The sequence below is a fragment of the Arthrobacter sp. LFS091 genome (assembly GCF_047977885.1).
Lineage (GTDB): Bacteria > Actinomycetota > Actinomycetes > Actinomycetales > Micrococcaceae > Arthrobacter.
The window spans coordinates 143048-161858 of record NZ_JBFPFP010000004.1; the positions used below are offsets into that span (position 1 = coordinate 143048).

17 protein-coding genes and 3 tRNA genes are annotated in these 18811 nt (G+C 62.2%); 6 read left to right on the plus strand and 14 right to left on the minus strand.

Annotated elements, in window-relative coordinates; translation table 11 throughout:
- The 5 genes from ACNQOP_RS08905 to rpsB all read right to left on the minus strand — a co-directional run bounded on the left by ACNQOP_RS08905 (position 1) and on the right by rpsB (position 4300).
- On the minus strand, positions 1-936 hold the full coding sequence (locus ACNQOP_RS08905; RefSeq protein ID WP_416404213.1) for a phosphatidate cytidylyltransferase: 936 nt from the start codon (positions 934-936) through the stop codon (positions 1-3).
- Complete coding sequence (gene frr / locus ACNQOP_RS08910) at positions 936-1493, minus strand: ribosome recycling factor (protein ID WP_090819256.1); 558 nt, start codon at positions 1491-1493, stop codon at positions 936-938. Before frr ends, ACNQOP_RS08905 begins: the two co-directional genes overlap by 1 nt.
- Positions 1494-1610: 117 nt before the next feature.
- A complete protein-coding gene (gene pyrH, locus ACNQOP_RS08915) occupies positions 1611-2348 on the minus strand; it encodes a UMP kinase (protein WP_211711729.1) in 738 nt (245 codons plus the stop codon).
- A gap of 121 nt (positions 2349-2469) precedes the next feature.
- Positions 2470-3306 (minus strand): translation elongation factor Ts, encoded by an 837-nt coding sequence (gene tsf / locus ACNQOP_RS08920; RefSeq protein WP_211711728.1) that lies wholly within the window; start codon positions 3304-3306, stop codon positions 2470-2472.
- Between the two features lie 121 nt (positions 3307-3427).
- Positions 3428-4300 (minus strand): 30S ribosomal protein S2, encoded by an 873-nt coding sequence (gene rpsB, locus ACNQOP_RS08925; RefSeq protein WP_211711727.1) that lies wholly within the window; start codon positions 4298-4300, stop codon positions 3428-3430.
- A gap of 408 nt (positions 4301-4708) precedes the next feature.
- Here rpsB and ACNQOP_RS08930 point away from each other — a divergent pair, with 408 nt between their 5' ends.
- Positions 4709-5203, plus strand: a complete 495-nt coding sequence (locus tag ACNQOP_RS08930; RefSeq protein ID WP_416404215.1) for a M23 family metallopeptidase — start codon at positions 4709-4711, stop codon at positions 5201-5203.
- Between the two features lie 24 nt (positions 5204-5227).
- Here the strand turns inward: ACNQOP_RS08930 and ACNQOP_RS08935 are convergent, their stop codons facing one another.
- From ACNQOP_RS08935 to ACNQOP_RS08960, 6 genes are all read right to left on the minus strand, one after another.
- Positions 5228-6418 carry an acyl-CoA dehydrogenase family protein gene (locus tag ACNQOP_RS08935; protein ID WP_416404217.1) on the minus strand — a complete coding sequence of 397 codons (1191 nt, stop codon included), beginning with the start codon at positions 6416-6418 and terminating at the stop codon, positions 5228-5230.
- A gap of 232 nt (positions 6419-6650) precedes the next feature.
- Positions 6651-6724, minus strand: a tRNA-Ile gene (locus ACNQOP_RS08940).
- Positions 6725-6808: 84 nt separating this feature from the next.
- A complete protein-coding gene (locus ACNQOP_RS08945) occupies positions 6809-8005 on the minus strand; it encodes a glycosyltransferase (RefSeq protein WP_257368471.1) in 1197 nt (398 codons plus the stop codon).
- A gap of 108 nt (positions 8006-8113) precedes the next feature.
- Complete coding sequence (locus tag ACNQOP_RS08950) at positions 8114-9019, minus strand: DMT family transporter (protein WP_257368472.1); 906 nt, start codon at positions 9017-9019, stop codon at positions 8114-8116.
- Complete coding sequence (locus ACNQOP_RS08955; protein WP_284987927.1) at positions 9019-9642, minus strand: CDP-alcohol phosphatidyltransferase family protein; 624 nt, start codon at positions 9640-9642, stop codon at positions 9019-9021. The genes ACNQOP_RS08950 and ACNQOP_RS08955 overlap by 1 nt, the downstream gene beginning before the upstream one ends.
- Positions 9643-9689: 47 nt before the next feature.
- Positions 9690-10538 (minus strand): phage holin family protein, encoded by an 849-nt coding sequence (locus tag ACNQOP_RS08960; protein WP_257368475.1) that lies wholly within the window; start codon positions 10536-10538, stop codon positions 9690-9692.
- Between the two features lie 171 nt (positions 10539-10709).
- Between ACNQOP_RS08960 and ACNQOP_RS08965 the strand changes: the two genes are divergently transcribed.
- The 5 genes from ACNQOP_RS08965 to ACNQOP_RS08985 all read left to right on the plus strand — a co-directional run bounded on the left by ACNQOP_RS08965 (position 10710) and on the right by ACNQOP_RS08985 (position 16541).
- On the plus strand, positions 10710-11939 hold the full coding sequence (locus ACNQOP_RS08965) for a multidrug effflux MFS transporter (protein ID WP_416404220.1): 1230 nt from the start codon (positions 10710-10712) through the stop codon (positions 11937-11939).
- Between the two features lie 59 nt (positions 11940-11998).
- The gene (locus tag ACNQOP_RS08970) at positions 11999-12178 is read left to right on the plus strand and encodes a complement resistance protein TraT (protein ID WP_257368476.1); all 180 of its coding nucleotides are present in this window, start codon (positions 11999-12001) and stop codon (positions 12176-12178) included.
- Positions 12179-12290: 112 nt separating this feature from the next.
- Positions 12291-14789, plus strand: coding sequence for a bifunctional lysylphosphatidylglycerol flippase/synthetase MprF (locus ACNQOP_RS08975; protein WP_416404222.1), 2499 nt, complete (start codon positions 12291-12293; stop codon positions 14787-14789).
- A gap of 22 nt (positions 14790-14811) precedes the next feature.
- Positions 14812-16095: an alpha/beta hydrolase gene (locus ACNQOP_RS08980; protein WP_416404224.1), complete on the plus strand. Its 1284-nt coding sequence runs from the start codon at positions 14812-14814 to the stop codon at positions 16093-16095.
- A gap of 38 nt (positions 16096-16133) precedes the next feature.
- Entirely contained in the window at positions 16134-16541 is a 408-nt protein-coding gene (locus ACNQOP_RS08985) for a hypothetical protein (RefSeq protein WP_284987921.1), read from the plus strand.
- Positions 16542-16589: 48 nt separating this feature from the next.
- Here ACNQOP_RS08985 and ACNQOP_RS08990 read toward each other — a convergent pair.
- The 3 genes from ACNQOP_RS08990 to dnaG all read right to left on the minus strand — a co-directional run bounded on the left by ACNQOP_RS08990 (position 16590) and on the right by dnaG (position 18787).
- Positions 16590-16662 (minus strand) — tRNA-Asn (locus ACNQOP_RS08990).
- A 116-nt stretch (positions 16663-16778) separates the two neighbouring features.
- A tRNA-Asn gene (locus ACNQOP_RS08995) sits at positions 16779-16851 on the minus strand.
- A 52-nt stretch (positions 16852-16903) separates the two neighbouring features.
- The gene (gene dnaG / locus ACNQOP_RS09000; RefSeq protein WP_416404226.1) at positions 16904-18787 is read right to left on the minus strand and encodes a DNA primase; all 1884 of its coding nucleotides are present in this window, start codon (positions 18785-18787) and stop codon (positions 16904-16906) included.
- Positions 18788-18811: the final 24 nt, after the last annotated feature.

An 18811-nucleotide genomic window follows, 5' to 3' on the forward strand; every position in this document is an offset into this window, starting at 1 on the left:
TCAGACGCCGCTCAGCAGCGCGAACAGAACATAGGCTACAGGGGCCGCGAACACGATGGAGTCCAAACGGTCCATAACGCCGCCGTGGCCGGGCAGGATGCTGCTCATATCCTTGACGCCAAGCTCACGCTTGACCATGGACTCGGCGAGGTCTCCGGCGGTGGCTGCGGCCACCATGCCGAGAGCCAGGATGAGCCCCATCCACCACGGCCTGTCAAGGATGAAGATGCAGGCCAGGACACCGATCACCATGGCCCCACCAACCGATCCGGCGAAACCCTCCCAGGATTTCTTTGGGCTGATTTTCGGGGCCATGGGGTGCTTGCCGAAGGATGCCCCAACGATGTAACCGAAGGTGTCGTTGGAAACGACCAAAAGCAGCATCGAAGCGATCTGCCACGCCCCGTCCGGGATGCCGTTGGGCCAGAAACCCACCGGAGTTGCCCCGCCTGTTGCGTGCAACGGCAACGCAGCGAAGCTGATCAGGAACGGAATCCAGGCGAGGGTGAAAACTCCAGCGAACACGCTGCGCGGCGCCCCCGCTGCGCTTTCGATGGAACGCCACAACAGGACGGCCACGGAGCTCGCCGTCATGGTGAACAGCAGCCCTTCAAGGCCACCGAAATAAGCAGAGACCGGCATCACCAGGCTGCCGACCATCACTGGGATGATCGGCATCCGGGTGCCCTGTGCTTCGAGCGCCCGGAAAACTTCCCAGACACCCAGGACCGCAAACGCCGTGGTCAGGAGGACGAACCCCAGCGGAAGGAACAGCAGGCCGCCCAGGACGGCCAACAGCATGGCAAGCCCGACGCCGATGGCCGCCGGAAGGTTGCGTCCCGCCTTGGGGGTGGGATTTGCCCGTATACGCCTGGCGCGTTTGGGGGTGTCGCGTGTCGGGACCCGCTCAGCGGGCGCCGGCTCTGCCTGGTTCATCAGACCTCGAGCAGCTCGGCTTCCTTGCGCTTGAGCAGTTCGTCGATGCTGTCGACGTGCTGCTTGGTCAGGGCGTCGAGCTCCTTCTCAGCGCGGGCGCCCTCGTCTTCGCCGGCTTCGCCGTCCTTGACGAGCTTGTCCAGGCTGTCCTTCGCCTTGCGGCGGATGCTGCGGATGGAGACCTTGGCGTCCTCACCCTTGCCCTTGACGATCTTCACGTATTCCTTGCGGCGCTCCTTGGTGAGCTCCGGGATGGTCACGCGGATAACGTTGCCGTCGTTGGAGGGGTTGGCGCCCACCTCGGAGTCGCTCAGTGCCTTTTCGATGTCCCGCAGTGCGGTCTTGTCGTAGGGCGTGATGAGGATGGTGCGGGCGTCGGGCACACCGAAGGAAGCCAACTGCTGGAGCGGAGTGGGTGTGCCGTAGTACTCGACGATCACCTTGTTGTACAGGCCGGGGTTGGCCCGGCCCGTGCGGATCGTGGCGAAATCGTCCTTGGCTACCTCAACCGCCTTGTCCATCTTCTCGCCGGCTTCGAGCAAGGTCTCTTCGATCACGGGTTTCTCCTCAGAAAGTAGTTGCTGCCCAACGTCAGGCGGCACTGCACGGTAAAGAAATGCATAGTAAAGATCCGCCACGTGGGGCGGACGGTCCTAGAAATATCCTAGCCCTTGCTAGGGAGTAACCAGGGTTCCCAGCGTTTCGCCGAGGATGGCACGGGTAACGTTGCCTTCGCCTTCCATGCCGAAGACCACCATGGAGAGCTGGTTGTCCTTGCACATGGTCATGGCTGTCTGGTCCATGACCCGGATGTCGCGGCGCAGGGCATCGTCATAGCTGAGGACGTCAAGCTTTTCTGCTGTCGGGTCCTTCTTGGGGTCGGCGGTGTAGACGCCGTCCACGCCGCTCTTGGCCATGAGGACCACGTCTGCGTGAACCTCCAGGGCACGCTGGGCAGCGACTGTATCAGTGGAGAAGTACGGCAGGCCTGCGCCGGCACCGAAGATGACCACACGACCCTTTTCCATGTGTCGGATGGCCCGGCGCGGGATGTAGGCCTCCGCTACCTGGCCCATGGTGATGGCGCTCTGGACGCGGGTCTCCACGCCGGCCTGTTCCAGGAAGTCCTGGAGGGCGAGGCAGTTCATGACCGTGCCCAGCATGCCCATGTAGTCGGCGCGGGAACGGTCCATGCCGCTCTGGGACAGTTCGGCGCCCCGGAAGAAGTTGCCACCGCCCACGACGATCGCAACTTCGACGTCGGATACGGCTGCCGCGATCTGCTTGGCGATAGCCCGGACGGTTTCAGGATCGACGCCGAGCTTGCCTCCGCCGATGACCTCGCCGGAAAGCTTCAGAAGTACACGTCGGCGGGTCTTCTCGGGCTGGATTGCAGTGTTGACGGTTTCCATGGTGCCTTCCCGTTGGTGGACTCTGGCTAGATTATCGTGCTGTGGGTCCGCGCAGATACTACCCGGACGGGTGCATGAAAAAGGGGCGGCCACCGAAGTGACCACCCCTTTTCATGAATTACTAGTTTCCTACGCGGAAACGGGTTACTGCGGTTGCCTTGACGCCGGCTTCTTCGAGGACCTGCGCAACGGTCTTCTTGGAATCCTTGGCGAATGCCTGGTCAACCAGAACTTCACCCTTGTAGAAGCCCGTCACGCGACCTTCAACGATCTTCGAAAGAGCAGCTTCGGGCTTGCCTTCAGCCTTTGCGGTCTCTTCGGCGATACGGCGCTCGGACTCGACCAGTTCGGCCGGGACGTCTTCGCGGGTCAGGTAGTTCGGAGCCATGGCTGCAACGTGGACAGCGATGTCGTGTGCTGCGGTTGCAGCGGCTTCGCCTTCACCGTCAACAGCGAACAGGACGCCGACCTGGGCTGGGAGGTCCTTGGAGGTCTTGTGCAGGTAGGCGTCAACCGTGGTTCCCTCAACGCGGGAGATGCGGCGGACAACAACCTTTTCGCCGAGGACAGCGCCCTCTTCGACGACAACCTCGGACAACGGCTTGCCGTCGACCTCGGTGGCCAGCAGGGTTTCGAGGTCGGCTGCGCCGGACTCGACTGCAACGTTGAGGACCTTGTCGGCCAGCTGGATGAACTTGTCAGACTTGGCTACGAAGTCGGTCTCGCAGTTGACCTCGATCATTACGCCAACGCCACCGTTGACCTTGGCAGCAACCAGGCCTTCAGCGGTGGAGCGGCCTTCGCGCTTGGTAGCGCCCTTGAGGCCCTTGATGCGGATGATCTCGATGGCCTTTTCGGCGTCACCGTTGGCTTCGTCAAGAGCCTTCTTGACGTCCATCATGCCGGCGCCGGTGCGCTCGCGCAGGGCCTTGATGTCAGCAGCAGTGTAGTTCGCCATGTGAACCCCTCTGTCTAGAAATTTGTGTGTTTACGGACTGACAGGACGGCAGCCCACCGCGTGAGCTGCCATCCTGTCAGTTGCCCCCGAGGCTGTTTCCAACATCAGGGAAGGTCCAGATTTACTTGGCTGCTTCGGCTTCGCCGTCTGCAGCTTCAGTTGCTGCGGGAGCCTCGGCTGCCGGAGCTTCTTCAGCGGGAGCCTCTGCTGCTGCGGCTTCTTCGGCCTTGCTGCCTTCGAGGAGCTCGCGCTCCCACTCGGCCAGCGGCTCTTCCGGAGCTTCGGTGGTGCCCGTTGCGCGCTGGTTACGGGCGATGAGGCCCTCAGCTACGGCATCGGCAACAACGCGGGTGAGCAAGTTGACGGAGCGGATGGCGTCGTCGTTACCCGGGATCGGGAAGTCGACTTCGTCGGGATCGCAGTTGGTGTCCAGGATGGCAACAACGGGGATGTTCAGCTTCTTGGCTTCGTCAACAGCAAGGTGTTCCTTCTTGGTGTCAACAACCCACAGGACCGAGGGAGCCTTGGTCAGGTTGCGGATACCGCCGAGGTTGGACTCGAGCTTGGTGAGTTCACGCTTGAGGAGCAGGAGCTCCTTCTTGGTGTAGGCCGAGCCTGCGACGTCGTCGAAGTTAATCTCTTCGAGTTCCTTCATGCGCTGGATACGCTTGGCGACGGTCTGGAAGTTGGTGAGCATACCGCCCAACCAACGCTGGTTGACGTACGGCTGGCCAACACGGGTAGCCTGCTCGGCAATTGCTTCCTGAGCCTGCTTCTTGGTGCCGACGAACAGGACGGTGCCGCCGTGGGCGACAGTAGCCTTGACGAACTCGTAGGCGCGGTCGATGTAGGACAGCGACTGCTGGAGGTCAATGATGTAGATGCCGTTGCGCTCCGTGAAGATGAAGCGCTTCATCTTCGGGTTCCAACGACGGGTCTGGTGTCCAAAGTGGACGCCGCTGTCAAGCAGCTGGCGCATGGTTACGACGGGCATGCCGACGCTCCTTCCGGCAGGTCATTCATGAGAGAGCCCATGGGGCTGCTCTTACCCTGCCAATAGTTGACGGTTGTTTAGCCTGTGGCCCGGACGGGCCTGGCTCCTGGCATCCATTGCACTTCTCATCCGACTCAAGCCGACAGGCTTCAGCGGACCGCAAGAGGCACAATCCTCCACAGACTAAAGCCGAACGGCTTCGCTGGTGGTGGGCTGGATACGCGTAGTCAGCCTGGGACCCCCACATATCTGAATGAGACATGCTCCTGAACAAGCTTGAGGGCACAGCAAACTGCTCCACCAAGTGTACTACAGGGACCCCGCAACTTTGACCGCGGATCACATCGCTTGTCCACATAGGCCACCCCGGGGATCGACCCGCCCACGTCGCCACGGAAGGCTTGATCCATGACCCTTTTGAAGCTCGCACTGTCCGCAATCCTGGCTATCGCCCTTTCGGGCGGAACCAGCGCCGCCGCACCCACGGTCAAGGGACAGTGGAGTTGGCCACTCTCCCCCAAGCCGTCCGTCCTGCGGACGTTCGACCCGCCTGACAAACCATGGATGAGCGGGCACCGTGGCGTTGATTTGGGCCCAGCGCCCGACGGCGGCAACGTCACCGCGCCGGCGGACGGCGTGGTGACCTTTGCCGGCACCGTGGTCGACAGGCCCGTCCTGACGATCGATCACGGCGACGGATTGCGGAGCAGCTTCGAGCCACTGACCAGCGGACTGAAACCTGGCGATGCCGTGCGCAAGGGGCAGGCCCTTGGCGCCGTTGAGCCGGGCCATTGCGGCAGCGTCACTTGCCTGCACTGGGGAGTGCGGCGCGGCGAGGACTACGTCAATCCGCTGGACTTCGTGCAGGACATGCGGCCATCCGTCCTGCTGCCACTGGAATGAGCCCCCGCCGCATCGTCGGGGTCGCTAGACGATGGCCGATACTCCGGTGATTGCCCTGCCGGTCACCAGGGTGTTGATTTCGTGAGTGCCCTCGTAGGAGTAGATGGCCTCCGCGTCAGAGAAGATCTTGGCCATGCCGTAGTCAGTGACGATGCCGTTGCCGCCCAGGATGCTCCGCCCCAAAGCAACGCTTTCGCGCATGCGTGCGGTGGCGAAGGCCTTGGCCAAAGCGGATTGTTCATCCTTGGCCGCCCCGGCGTCCTCAAGCTGCGCCAGGCGAACCATCATGCCCATGGAGGCCACGGTGTTGCCGAGAATTTGGACCAGTTGATTCTGCACAAGCTGGAACGCAGCCAACGGGCGTCCGAACTGCTGGCGCTCCACGGCGTAGCTGCGCGCGACATCGAATGCTGCCATCTGGAGTCCCACTGCCTGCCACGCGACAGCCAACCGGGTGACCTTCAGGACCTTGTTGGTGTCGCGGAAGCTGTTGCCGTTGGCCAGCTTGAAGAAGTCCGGAACCACAACGTTGTCCAGGGTGATATCCGCATTCTGCACAGTGCGGAGGGAGATTTTGTTCTCGATCTTGCTGGCTGAGTAGCCGGGCAGGGTGGTGTCCACCAGGAAAGCCTTGACCTGGTTGTCTGCCACATCCTTGGCGTAGATGACCACCCAATCAGAGAATGTGGCGTTGCCAATCCAGCGCTTGGCACCGTTGAGGATCCAGTGATCACCGTCGCGCCGGGCGGTGGTGCGGGTGCCACCGGCCACATCCGAACCACCCAGGGGCTCAGTCAGCCCGAAGGCGCCGATCTTCTTCAGGGAGTAGATATCCGGCAGCCAAGCGTCTTTCTGCTCCTGCGAGGCCAGCGCCTCGATGGACCCGGTGAAGAGCCCGTCGTGGACACCCATGAACGTGGCAATGGAGGCGTCGGCACGAGTCACTTCAGCATGGAGCATGCCGGCGAACAGGTTGGAGTAGCCCTGGCGTCGAACCGGGCTCACCAAGTCGAGCTCACCAAGCTTCGGAATCAGGTCCATGGGGAATTCACCGCGGTTCCAGCAGTCAACCGCGATGGGCTTGACCTCGCGGGCCAGGAAATCGCGGACCTCAGCGAGACGGTCCTGCTCCTTGCCGGTCAGCATCTGCTCAAAGGCGTAGAAGTCACCATCGGCATACGGAAGGGTGGTGGCGTCGAATGCAGCGTTGGACATGTGCGCTCCTTCAAGGTGGTCACCTGCGACCACGTCTGGATTCCGGCGAGGCCGTGGGCTCCAGAGCCAGGCTGGGCGGCCATGTTACCGGCGGGTAATAAGTTACTGATCAGTAACTTACCCCACGGACCTGGATATCTGCAACGGCCGCCAGTCACGCCAACGCCAAGGAGGGCGTTAAAAAGCCGTGGCCCACAATCCAGGATTGTGGGCCACGGCTTCAGTGCAAATGTAGGGCTACTCGGACTTGAACCGAGGACCTTAGGATTATGAGTCCCGCGCTCTAACCAGCTGAGCTATAGCCCCGTGAAACCCGGAGAGCCCGTCAATAAACGGCCGTTCCGGGCAAAGCACTCCAGCAATTCTAATAGGTGCCAGGGTGTGCTTTGGTCACACCACCATGTCCTCGTACGAAGCACCCCGGTAGAGGTCCTCGAAGGTCTGGAGGGTGCCGTTGATGCTGTGGGGCTCCACCATCTCGCGGCTGAGCTTGCCCATGGCCTTCAGTTGGTCCTCGGGCAGTTGCAGGAGCTTGGTGATCTTGGCTGCGAGTTCACCGCTGTCGTTGGGCGTGAACAGGTACCCGTTTTCGCCGTCGCGGACCAGGTGCGGCAGCGCCATGGCGTTGGCCAGCAGCACAGGCGTGGATGCGGACATTGCCTCGAGCGTCACCAGCGACTGGAGTTCGGCCGTTCCCGGCATGCAGAAGATGTCGGCCTTGATGTAGGCCTCGCGCAGGTCTTCGTCGCTGGCCAGCCCGAGGAACTTCACCCGGTCCCCCAGCCCAAGCCTGGCCACCTGCGCTTCGAGCGCCGGACGGACCTCACCGCCGCCGACGATCTCCAAGTGCACATTGAGCTCACGGGGCGTCTTTGCTACGGCGTCAATCAGTACATCAACGTGCTTTTCCTCAGCCAGTCGACCCGCGAAAAGGACCGTGGGGTAGCTGTTCGGTTCAATCGATTCGCCCGGCTGGAGTTCGTAGGCGGCCGAGTCAATGCCGTTGGACAGGGGCAGGACCTTGCGCAGGAAGGCGTGCTGGTGCATGGCCTTGGCAGCAAGCGGCGTGGGCGTGGTGACGACATCGGCCTGGCCCATGACCTTGCCCATGTCCTTCCAGGAAATGCGGCCCACGATGTCCTTGAACCACTGCGGGAACGGCAGGAAAGGGTTCAGGTTTTCGGGCATGAAGTGGTTGGTTGCCACGATGCGGATGCCACGCTTCACGGCCTCGTACAGGACGTGCTCGCCAATCATGTAGTGGCTTTGGATGTGGACCACGTCCGGCTGCACCTTATCGAACAGCAGGCTGATTTCCTTCTTGATTTCCCACGGGAAGCAGATACGGAAGTACTCGTGGGTGAAGACGCCGTGGGAGCGAAGCCGGTGCACCGTTGCCTCATCACGGAACTCCGTGAAGCTCTTGCCCTTGTCCTGCCGGCAGGCCAGCACGTGTACGTTGTGTCCTCGTGCCGTCATACCCTTGGCCAGGCGGTAGCCGAATTGGGCGGCGCCGTTGACGTGCGGCGGATAGGTGTCTGCCGCGATCAAGATCGTAAGGGGTTTGCTGGTGTCGGGAATGGTCACGTGGAGAACTCCTGATGGTCACGGTGCGGACAGCTTTGCTTGTGGCAATGCTGCGGTGTCGCCGGGTTGCCGCCCGCAAAAGCGGTGGCGCAAGGGTAAGACGTTGCCCTAAGCCTTCCGGTTGCCAGCCGCCTTCGCGTCCTTCTTGCGTTTGGTGACTTCCGGATGGTGCCTGCTCAGGGCAATAACCCCAACGATAGCAAGCGTTGCCGCTGCAGCCATGGCTATCGCCATTACGGCGTGCACATCGGGACGAAGCTCACCAAGGATCACAATGCCAATGGCGATGCCCACCATGGGGTCAATGACAGTCAGCCCTGCGATCACCAGGTCCGGCGGTCCTCCGGAGTATGCGCTTTGGACGAACCATGAGCCCAGGCCACCGGCCGCAGCGATAGCGATCAGCGTGTACCACTGGACGTTGAGCAGGAAGAGTCCGTTCGGATCCAGCAGGTGCTTGCCGATGATGCGGGTCAGCACGGCCACGAACCCGAAGAGCACACCGGCGCCCAGGATGTAGACGAAGGCGTTCATACGGTGCCTGAACAGCACGGCGAGCGTTCCGAAGATGCCCACAGCCAGGGCAAGCAGCAAGACGATGGTGAGCTCGTCCTCGGAGTTCACGTGATGGTTTTCCTGGGTGACGTTAACCGCAAGCAACACGAAGAGGGCGGAACCGGTGACGCATGCGCTGATGGCAACCACCGTGGCCCGGTTGATGGAGAGGCCCTGGTCTTTCGCATTGACCACCGTGGTAATGACCAGCGCGATGGCACCGATCGGCTGGACCACCGTCAGCGGCGCGGATACCAGCGCTATCGCATTCATCACCATGCCCAAGGCAAGGAACAGCAGGCCCAGAATCCAGCGCGGGTTTCGCAGGAGCCTCAGGAAGCCGTTGGAACTAAGGGCCAAGCCGCCAGTATCGGCCTTGACCGCGCTGCCCTGCCTCTGGGCACCAATGGCCAGGAAGAATGCGCCGAGTACCGCCAGGAAAACGGCAAGCCACACCATCAGCCGTGTCCGCCGTCGTTGGTTTTCAGTTCTTTACCCTTACGCAAGATGGCCCAAAAGTAGTTGTAAGCAGCAATCCAGTGACCTGCCAGTCCGAGGCCCAGGAACGTCCACGCCCCCACGAGGTAGACCTCCGTGTACGGGACAGGCAGCTTGGACAGGACCAGCAGCGGCGTTCCAACCAACAACAGTGCCGTTCGGATCTTCCCGATGATGCTGACTGGCAGGTCGGGGTGGCTGCGGAAATAGATCAGCGACACAGTAGCCAATATCGCGTCGGGAATCAGCAACGCCGCGAGGTACCACCACTGCACGACGCCCGCGATTACCAAAGTCAAAGCGACGGCCAGGAGCGCGGCCCGGTCCGCCATGGGATCGAGGATCCTGCCCAGCTTTGACGTTTGGTCGAAGCGCCGGGCAATGTAGCCGTCCACCCAGTCCGTGCTGCCCATGATCACCAGCACGAGGACAGCGAAGCCGTATTCCTGTTCGGAGAGGACAAGCCACACGAACAGGGGCACACCCATGAAACGCAGGACAGTGACGATGTTGGGGACGGTGAGGATGGAATCGTGGTCGACCTGGGGTCGATCCGGGTGCGAGCCAGCACCGATCAATTTCATCCTGTCCCCCTTTCCTCATGTCCAGTGTTCAGCGCTGCCGGCTGCTGCTATTTCTGCCGCAACTTTCGCAGTGCAACGACGAACACCACGGCAGCCGCTGCGAACGCTGCGAGGTCCTTCCAGCGTGCGGCGAACCGTTCGCCCAGGCTCTCCGGTACTGAGGCGTTGATGTCCGCGAACTTGGCAGCAGCGAATTCTCTGCCCTCCTGGAATTTGCCGTTGGCACTTTCCAGCAAGGCTTGAGCCTGCTTCTTGACGTCCAACTGCTCGCCCAGCTCGTCGCGTACACCCGTCAGGTGCTGACGGCGCTTGTTCAGGCGGGAACGAAGTTCGGCCTCCGTGGGAGCCTTGACGGCGTCGGCTTCCTTGGCAGCTTCCTTGGCCGCCTTTTCTGCCTTGGCCTTCTGCGCGGCGGCTTCCTTCTCGGCCTTGGCAGCCTTTGCTGCCGGGGAGTTCGGGTCCAGGATGGACTCGTCGAAATCCGAGCCCTCCTTGGCGATACCGAGATCATGCTTGATGCCGCGGATGGTGTCTTCAGGCACCAACGGCATGGCCTTCTTGAACTTGGCGATGCCGATCAAGGATGCAATGGCAATGACCACCAGGAAGAACGCAGCGACGATCAGGGCGGCGAGCCAACCGGGCATGATGGTGGCCAGGCCCAGAATGGCAGCGACCACCAGCGCGATCACCAACAGGGCCAGGAAAACCAGCGCTACACCAAAGAAGGCACCTGCGACGCCGACCTGCGTGGCCTTGCGCTTGAGTTCCACCTTGGCCAAGGCAATTTCGTCGTTTATTTGCCGTGGGGCCAACCGCGCAACGAGCTTGAGGGTCTTCGGCAAAGTACGAATGGCTGGTCCTTGACTGGTCCGGCCGGTGTGACGTCCACTCATGGGTTCCGCCTAACTGCTTCCTCTGGGCATCGTGAGGGCGAACGCGGCCGGATAAGGATCGCCGCGCGCACCTGTCCACAAAACTATCATTCAGGTTCCTGCTCAACTTTCGGAGCACGCTACGGCGCGCCTGGGATAGGCCCAATAAATATGATCTTGGCCATAGGATTGATGATCGTGACCCCTCCAACAGCTCCGGGCGATTCTCTGAGCCGACGCGAAAAACTCGTCTACATTCTCCTGCTGGGTGCCCTGACCGCCTTGGGCCCTTTTACGATCGATCTCTATCTCCCGGCTTTCCCCGCCCTCGAAAAGAGCTTTGACGTCTCAGCAGCTGCCATCCAGCTCACCCTGACCGGAACCACTGTGGGTTTTGGCCTTGGCCAGTTGGTGGTGGGCCCTTTCAGCGACAAGGTGGGACGCCGCCTGCCGCTGATCCTGGCAACGGCCGTCCATATTGGTTCATCCCTGGGTGCTGCCTTGTCGACGGACATCGGGATGCTGTCACTGTTCCGCGTCCTGATGGGTATAGGTGCCGCCGGCGGTGGCGTCGTGGCCATGGCCATGGTCCGCGACCTTTTCCACGGCTATTCAATGGTGAAGATGTTTTCGCGGATGTCCCTGGTCAACGGATTGGCCCCCATCCTCGCGCCCGTTATCGGCTCCCAGCTGTTGTTGGCATTTCCGTGGCCGGGGATTTTCTATTTCCTGGCGTGTTACGGCCTCCTGGTGATCCTGGCATCGATCTTCTTCATCCGTGAGACTCTCCCGGCAGAGCAGCGGGGTAAGTCCAGCACCACCGTGGTCCAGCGCTACAAATCGGTCCTGGGCGACAGGATCTTCGTGGGCATGGTGATGGTGGGAAGCCTGAACTTCGGTGGCCTCTTTGCGTACCTTTCGGCCTCCACGTTCCTGTTCCAGGATATCTACGGCTTTTCCCCGCAGGAGTATGGCCTGCTGTTTGGCATCAACTCCTTGGGCATCGTTGCAGGTGTCCAGATCAGCTCGCGCCTCATTCGACGGGTGGCTCCGCAGTGGATTGTGGCCGGAGCAACCCTCTTCATGGTGTTGATGGCCGGCGTGATCATCGTCCTTGACCTGTCCCACGTCGGTCTGTGGGGCATCCTGATACCGCTGTGGTTCTATATCTGCGCAACTGGCTTCATGTTCCCCTGCGTCCAGGTGCTCTCCTTGGCCAACCACGGCGCACGGGCCGGAACGGCAGCTTCGCTCCTGGGGGCCTCCCAGTTCATGATGGCGGGAATTGTCCCACCCATTGTCGGCTGGCTCGGTGTGGGCTCCGCTGTGCCCATGGGATCGGTGATGGCGGTGTGCCTCAGCGGATCCACTGCCGCCCTGTGGCTTGTGGTCCGTCCCCGCACGGTCCCCTCCATTCACTAACAACAAGCCGTCCACTAACAACAAGCCATCCACTGGCAATGAGACCGTAGGCTGTGAGCATGACCAAGAAACCGCACCGTAACGGCCGTGGCCTTTTCCTCGGCGCGATGCTTGGCGCAGTCGCTGGTGCGTTCCTCGGGCGCGCCGCCGGTAGCCCGCTGTTCGGGGCGATCCTCGGGGCAGTCATCGGCGCTGCCGTGCTGTACCGCGTCAACCCGGGCCCGTGGAAGCGTGACTAAGCCCGATAACCACCAGCCGCGACGCCCCGCCCTCTCCCCCTGCGCCTTCGCGCAAGGCAGAATGGTGGCGAACCGGGCTTAACCGGTGCCTGACCGGTGAAGGGGACACTACATGAGCACGGCTGGGGCATTCAGGGGTAGCCTTCGCGGCGTGACCGCTGTGCGCAGGTTGCCACTGACGTTGGCTCTCGCAGCCTTGCCCTGGCTTGTGGGTATCGCTACTGGGAGCCTGCTCAACGGGCCCAGTGTTGACCTCCTGAATCAGGTGGGTCTCGGATTGGCCGTGGAGCCCGGTCCCTGGTGGTCCGTGTTTACGTCCGGGTTCTTTGCCTCATCCCTGCTTGATTACGTTGCCTGCACAGCCGCGATCCTGCTGGGCGTAGGAATCGCCGAGCGCGTCATGGGACCGTGGCTCGCCCTTGCAGCGTTCGTTGCGGGTTCGGCCCTCAGCGCTTTGGTGCTGGTGGGGCTGGTGACCTTCGGTACCAACTCCAGCGACCAGTGGCTGAGCTTCCTCGGCGGTGAATACGCGGTTGGCGCCTATGGCGGGGCTGCCGCTGCCTTGGGATGTTCGACGGCGGCCCTGGGCTCCCTGTGGCGTCGGCGGCTGCGGACGTGGTTGCTGGCCGCCACGTTGATGTTCGCGCTTTTTGTTGGCGTCGCCCAGACCCTCCAGGCCCTTGCAGGTGCCGTGATTGGCGTTCTGGCAGGCTGGGCCATCCAGTCCCTGGTGCTCCGCCGGAGGGAAGGATCGTTTCATTCGTCCAGCCTTCGGGAAACGAGGTTCCTGGTCGGCACTGTGGTGGGGGTCTTCGCCGTCGGGCCTTTACTGACGCAACTGACCGGTACCTGGGAGGTCGGGCCGCTCTCAGTGGTCGCAGAAGTCATGCTTCAGGCAAGCCCGGACGCGGACGAAGTCCAGGAAGCCTGCGGGAACGATCCGAACTGTGTGACCCTCCAGGGAATCGTGGGGGTCCGAAGCTTCGGCGCAGCCATCCTGACGGTGATCCCGGTCCTGCTTCTGCTGGTCTGCGCTGAAGGGCTCAGGCGTGGCCGTCGGCTCGCCTACCGACTGACGTTGGTCATCCAGGCGTACCTGGCCGCTGTCACCGTCCTGTCGATTCTTCAATACGTGACCGATCCCGATGTCACGCTGGGCGATGAGGACTTCGGCTACCTGCTGCTGTACGCAGTACCGGCAGTTCTGGCCCCGGTCATCGTCCTGACGCTGCTCGTGGGAAACCGGCACAAGTTCCGGGTGGAGTCCAGCGATGCCGGATACCGCACCCTGGGGCGGACCTCGCTGGCCCTGGCGGTCGCCGCCGTCGTGCTGTACGTGGTTTTTTGGTTCCTGGAGGGCAACGCTGGCCGTTCCACCCTGCTGGACCTGGCCGGGCAACTGACCCATATCCTGGTTCCGTTTCCCGTGCCCTTCGTTGTTGACTTGCCCCAGGGACTGCTGAGCACCGTACTTTACGGCTTGGGCGGAGTCATCATTTGGCTGTGCATCCTGGTGCTGGTCCTGAACAACTTCCGGCGGTTCCGGGACATAGCCACTGATCCTTCCGCGGACCTGGGCCATGCCCGTGAGCTGTTGCATGCCGGTGGCGGGACCCTGTCGTGGATGACCCTGTGGGACAACAACCAGTACTGGTTCACTCCTGATCGGCGCGCAGGAGTGGCCTATCAGGTCCATAACGGCGTCGCCCTGACGGTAGCCGGTCCGATCGGAGCCCCGGAACATCATGTGGAGGCAGCCTCGGGATTCCTGGGCCATTGCTCCAGGCTGGGGCTGATCCCCTGCTTCTACTCGGCAACGGATGAACTGGATGCAGCGCTTATGCCGCAGGGCTTCAAAAAACTGGACGTGGCGGAGGAGACGCTGCTCAACGTGCAGGCCATGACCTTCAAAGGCAAAGAGTGGCAGAACGTCCGCACGGCACTGAACCGTGCGGACAAGCTGTCCATCAAGGATTACTGGTACCACTACCGCGACATGCCTCCCGGGATCAGGGCACAACTGGCAGAGATCTCCGAGGAATGGGTCGCCGACAAAGCCCTCCCCGAGATGGGGTTCACCCTTGGCGGCCTGAACGAACTCAAGGATCCGGAGGTCCTTTGTTGCGTGGCGGTGGACGACGACGGACTGGTCCATGGAGTGACCAGCTGGCTGCCTGTCTTCAGCAACGGCTCCATCTCCGGGTGGACCCTGGACTTCATGCGGCGCCGCACCACGGGGTTCAAGGGAGTCATGGAGTTCCTCATCGCCTCTGCAGTTACCCATTTCAAGGAGAACGTCCCCAGCATTTCGCTGTCCGGGTCGCCCCTCGCCAACAGCGGCGCGGGCACGGACGACGGCGACCACAGCGCGCTGGACCGGGTTCTGGCGCTGCTGGGAAATGCACTGGAACCCATGTACGGCTTCAAGTCGTTGGCCGCTTTCAAGTCCAGGTTCCAGCCCCACCACCGCACTTTGTATATGTACTACCCGGACACGCTGGCTCTGCCGGCCATCGGCATCGCCGTCGGCTCGGCTTACCTCCCGGGACTTTCCCCCACCCAAAGCGCGGGTCTTCTCCGCCAAATGGTGGCAAGGGAGCCAGTAGCATGACGTTGAGGCAGGCAGCACGAACATGAATACCATCCTGAAGATCGACATCAGCGGTCCTGTCGTGATGACAACGGCTGCACTGATCGGCTTTGCCTTTTTCCTGGTACTTTTCCTCAAGCCATCGGCCCGGTGGGCCCTCACTGCCGTGCTCGCTGTCGCCGTCGCCGTCCTGGTGGGCTGGTTGACGGTCTGGATCGTGGAAGACGTCATGGATGTTTTCCACGTTGGACTCACGCCACGGGTATGGTTCTGGGCCCTGGCTTGCTTCGGCGGGCTGGGTCTGGCCGCCGTGAGCTTCCGTCATAGCCGGCCCTGGCGCAAGGCGGTGGCAGCTGTATCCATCCCCGTGTTCGCCTTGGTGGCGGCGCTGGGCATCAATACCGAGTTCGGCCTGAACAAGACGTTGGGTTCGGCGCTGGGTATTTCCACCGAAGGCGCGATCCACCTGAGCAAACCCGACCCGGACGCCTCCAATCCGGCCGGTCCCCTGTGGCAAAACTGGAAACCGCCGGCAGACATGCCCGCCCAGGGCAAAGTCGGCACTGAGGTCATCCCCGCCACGGCGTCGGGGTTCAACGCACGTCCGGCGGGGATCTACCTGCCTCCTGCAGCTTTGACAAAGAATCCGCCCAAGCTGCCCCTGTTTGTCCTGATGATGGGCCAACCGGGGCTCCCTGATCCGCAATACGTCGCTGGGGCCTTGGAAGAGTTCGCGGCACAGAACAACGGCCTGGCTCCGATCGCCATCGTTGCCGACCAAATCGGCCCGGATCAGGATGACACGCTCTGCCTGGATACCGCCAAGTACGGGAACGTGCAGAAGTACATCAACGAGGACGTCGTCAATTGGGCCAAGGCCAACCTGAACATCCTTACCGACCGCGACCATTGGACCATTGCCGGGTACTCCAACGGAGGCCAGTGCGCGATCTCGTTCGCACTCAAGTACCCCGGCATGTGGGGCAACGTCGTGGACATTTCGGGCGAAGAGTTTCCCGGGGCTGAGGACCCTGCCGGCAACCTGGCTGAGATCTTCGGCGGTAACCAGGCCGACTATGAGGCACAGAAGCCCATCAACATCATGAACGGCAAGAAATTTCCGGATACGACAGCCGTCTTCACGGCCGGCTCCGATGACCTGAACTATGTGGCGGCGGCCAAGGCCGTCTCCGCTGCGGCCCAGGCTTCCGGGATGTCTGTCACCTACTACGAGGTGCCTAATGGCGGACACGTGGGAATAGCCCTGAACGAGGGCCTCGCCAAGGGCTTCGAAGTCCTCTATCCCCGACTCGGGCTGTCCCGTTAGCCCTTTTCCGGGCACCTCCCGGACGATAAAATTGAGATGTGCCACATTGGCAAGAACTGCAGCCGCTTCCGGCACCATGGCAGCGGCGGGATGACCGCATCCTGCCCCTGTGGTGGGATCGGCTGTGTTCAGTGACCAGTCCGCAGTCGGCAGCCCTTTACGCTGCGGGACTCTTCACGGACGATCGCCGGAGACCCATTGCCCAGTGGTACAACCCGGAAACCGACGCCGCGTTGCTCGTTGCCCCTGAAACCTCGCCTGAGTGGCCTGTCCAAAGGTTCGGCATCTTCTATGCGCCTTCTGGAGGGGGCTTCACCCGGGTCTATTCCGCTCCACACGAATGGCATCCCCGCGAACCCAGGACCCCGCCCACCGAGCAGGAATCTTTTGTGGCGGCGGTGGCTGAAGCTGCCCGCTTCCTGCAGGTGGAAATGGATTTCGTCTGAAAAAAGGCGGACCCCGCACCAGCTTTAAGCCGGCACGGGGTCCTGATGCTCCTCCGACTGGACTTGAACCAGTAACCCTTCGATTAACAGTCGAATGCTCTGCCAATTGAGCTACGGAGGAATGAAGCGCCTATGACTTTAGCAAAGGTTTTACCCAATGCGAAATCGGCGCAAGATACCCACCCGGGGTATAAAAAATACCCCCGTACCGGCTGACCGGAACGGGGGTATTGCGCGCTCCTCCGACTGGACTTGAACCAGTAACCCTTCGATTAACAGTCGAATGCTCTGCCAATTGAGCTACGGAGGAATGAAGCGGTTACTAGCTTAACAGGGCCTCGCTGGAAAACGAAATCGAGCCCTCAGCCGTCCGCCCGGAGCGCCCTGCGCTCCATCTCCAGCTGCATCAGCTCCCGGTTCAGGCGCTGGAACTCCTCGGGGTTGGACGCGGCATCGAGCCGCTGGAGCTGGCCCATCTTGTCCGCTTTGATCCGGGTGATCTGGAGTTCAAAGAGCCGCGCCAGGATGTCCCGGCAATACCGCTGCATGGCCTCCGGAGTGCTGGCCGGCAACGGTGTTACTGCAAGTTCCGAGACCAACGACCGCAGCGGCTCGGGAACTTCCTGGCGGATCTGCTCCACCCACGCCACAGGATCCCCTGCGTGCGCCAGGCCCGTGGCCCTGATGGCCGCATGGACCGCACCATACGCAGGGGTGGAGAAGTGCGAGGCCTCGAAACGTTCCCACGCTCCGCCGCCCAGTACGGCGGGATCCTGGAGGACGACCTCCAAAGCTTGGCGCTCCATGCCCGCAACGGGGTCCCGCGGGTCGGGACGCTGGAAAACAGGACCGGACGACGGCGGGGCTGCCGCCGTCGTCGGCTGTTCGTTGCCGCCTGGCGCGCCACTGACAGGTCCACCGCGCTTGATGGCGGCACCAACGTACCGGCTGACCTCCTCGATGGGCATCCCGAGCCAGCCCGCAAGTTCGCGGGTGTAGCCGGGCCTCGTGGCCGAGTCGCGGATCTGCGCGACCACCGGAGCAGCCTCCCGCAGTGCTGCCACGCGGCCCTCCACGGTGTCGAGGTTGTGCCGGCGCAGGGATGCCTTGATGGCGAATTCGAACAGTGGCTTGCGGCTGAGGATCAAATCCCTGACAGCGGCGTCGCCTTTGAGCTGGCGGAGGTCGCAGGGGTCGGCGCCGCTGGGTTCAACGGCAACGTAAGTTTGTGCCTGGAACCGCTGGTCCTCTTCGAAGGCCCGCAGGGCCGCTTTTTGGCCGGCCGCGTCGCCGTCGAAGGTGAACACCACTTCCCCACCGGTCCCGTCGTCTGAAATCAGGCGACGTGCGATCTTGATGTGCTCGGTACCGAAAGCAGTACCGCAGGTGGCCACCGCCGTCGTTACTCCCGACAGGTGGCAGGCCATGACGTCCGTGTAGCCTTCCACCACCACCAGTTGCCGTTCCTTGGCGACATTCTTCTTGGCGATGTCGATGCCGTACAGGACCTGGGACTTCTTGTAGAGCGCGGTTTCGGGGGTGTTCAGGTACTTGGGACCCTGGTCGTCTTCGTAGAGCTTGCGCGCACCAAAGCCGATGGTGTCCCCCGCGATATCGCGGATTGGCCAGATCAGCCGCCCGCGGAAGCGGTCATAAATACCGCGGTTGCCCTCGGAAAACATGCCGGTGAGTTTCAGCTCCGCGTCGGTGAAGCCCCGACCACGCAAATGTTTCAGCAGCGCGTCCCAACCCTGAGGGGCGTACCCGACGCCAAAGTGCTCAGCAGCGGCGCGGTCAAAGCCGCGACCGTCCAGGAAATTGCGGCCCTCGGCCGCCCCGGGCGTCAACAGTTGGGCACGGAAGAACTCGTCAGCGATCTTGTGGGCGTCCAGCAACCGTTGCCGCTTGCCGACTTCCTCGCGGCTTGGCCCTGTTCCGCCGTCTTCGTAGCGAAGCTCGTACCCGATCCTGGCAGCGAGTTTCTCAACAGCTTCATGGAACGAGCTGTGGTCCATCTTCTGGATGAAGGAGATGGCGTCGCCGTCCTCGCCGCAGCCGAAGCAGTGGTACCGGCCCACTTGCGGTCGGACGGTAAAGGAGGGCGAACGTTCGTCGTGGAAGGGGCACAGTCCCTTGAAACTGCCCAGCCCGGCGCCCTTCAAGGTGACGTAACCGTCAACGACTTCCTTGATATCCGTGCGCTGGCGTACTTCGTCGATATCTTCACGTTTGATCAGGCCAGCCACGTCACCATCCTAGTCGCTCGGCCG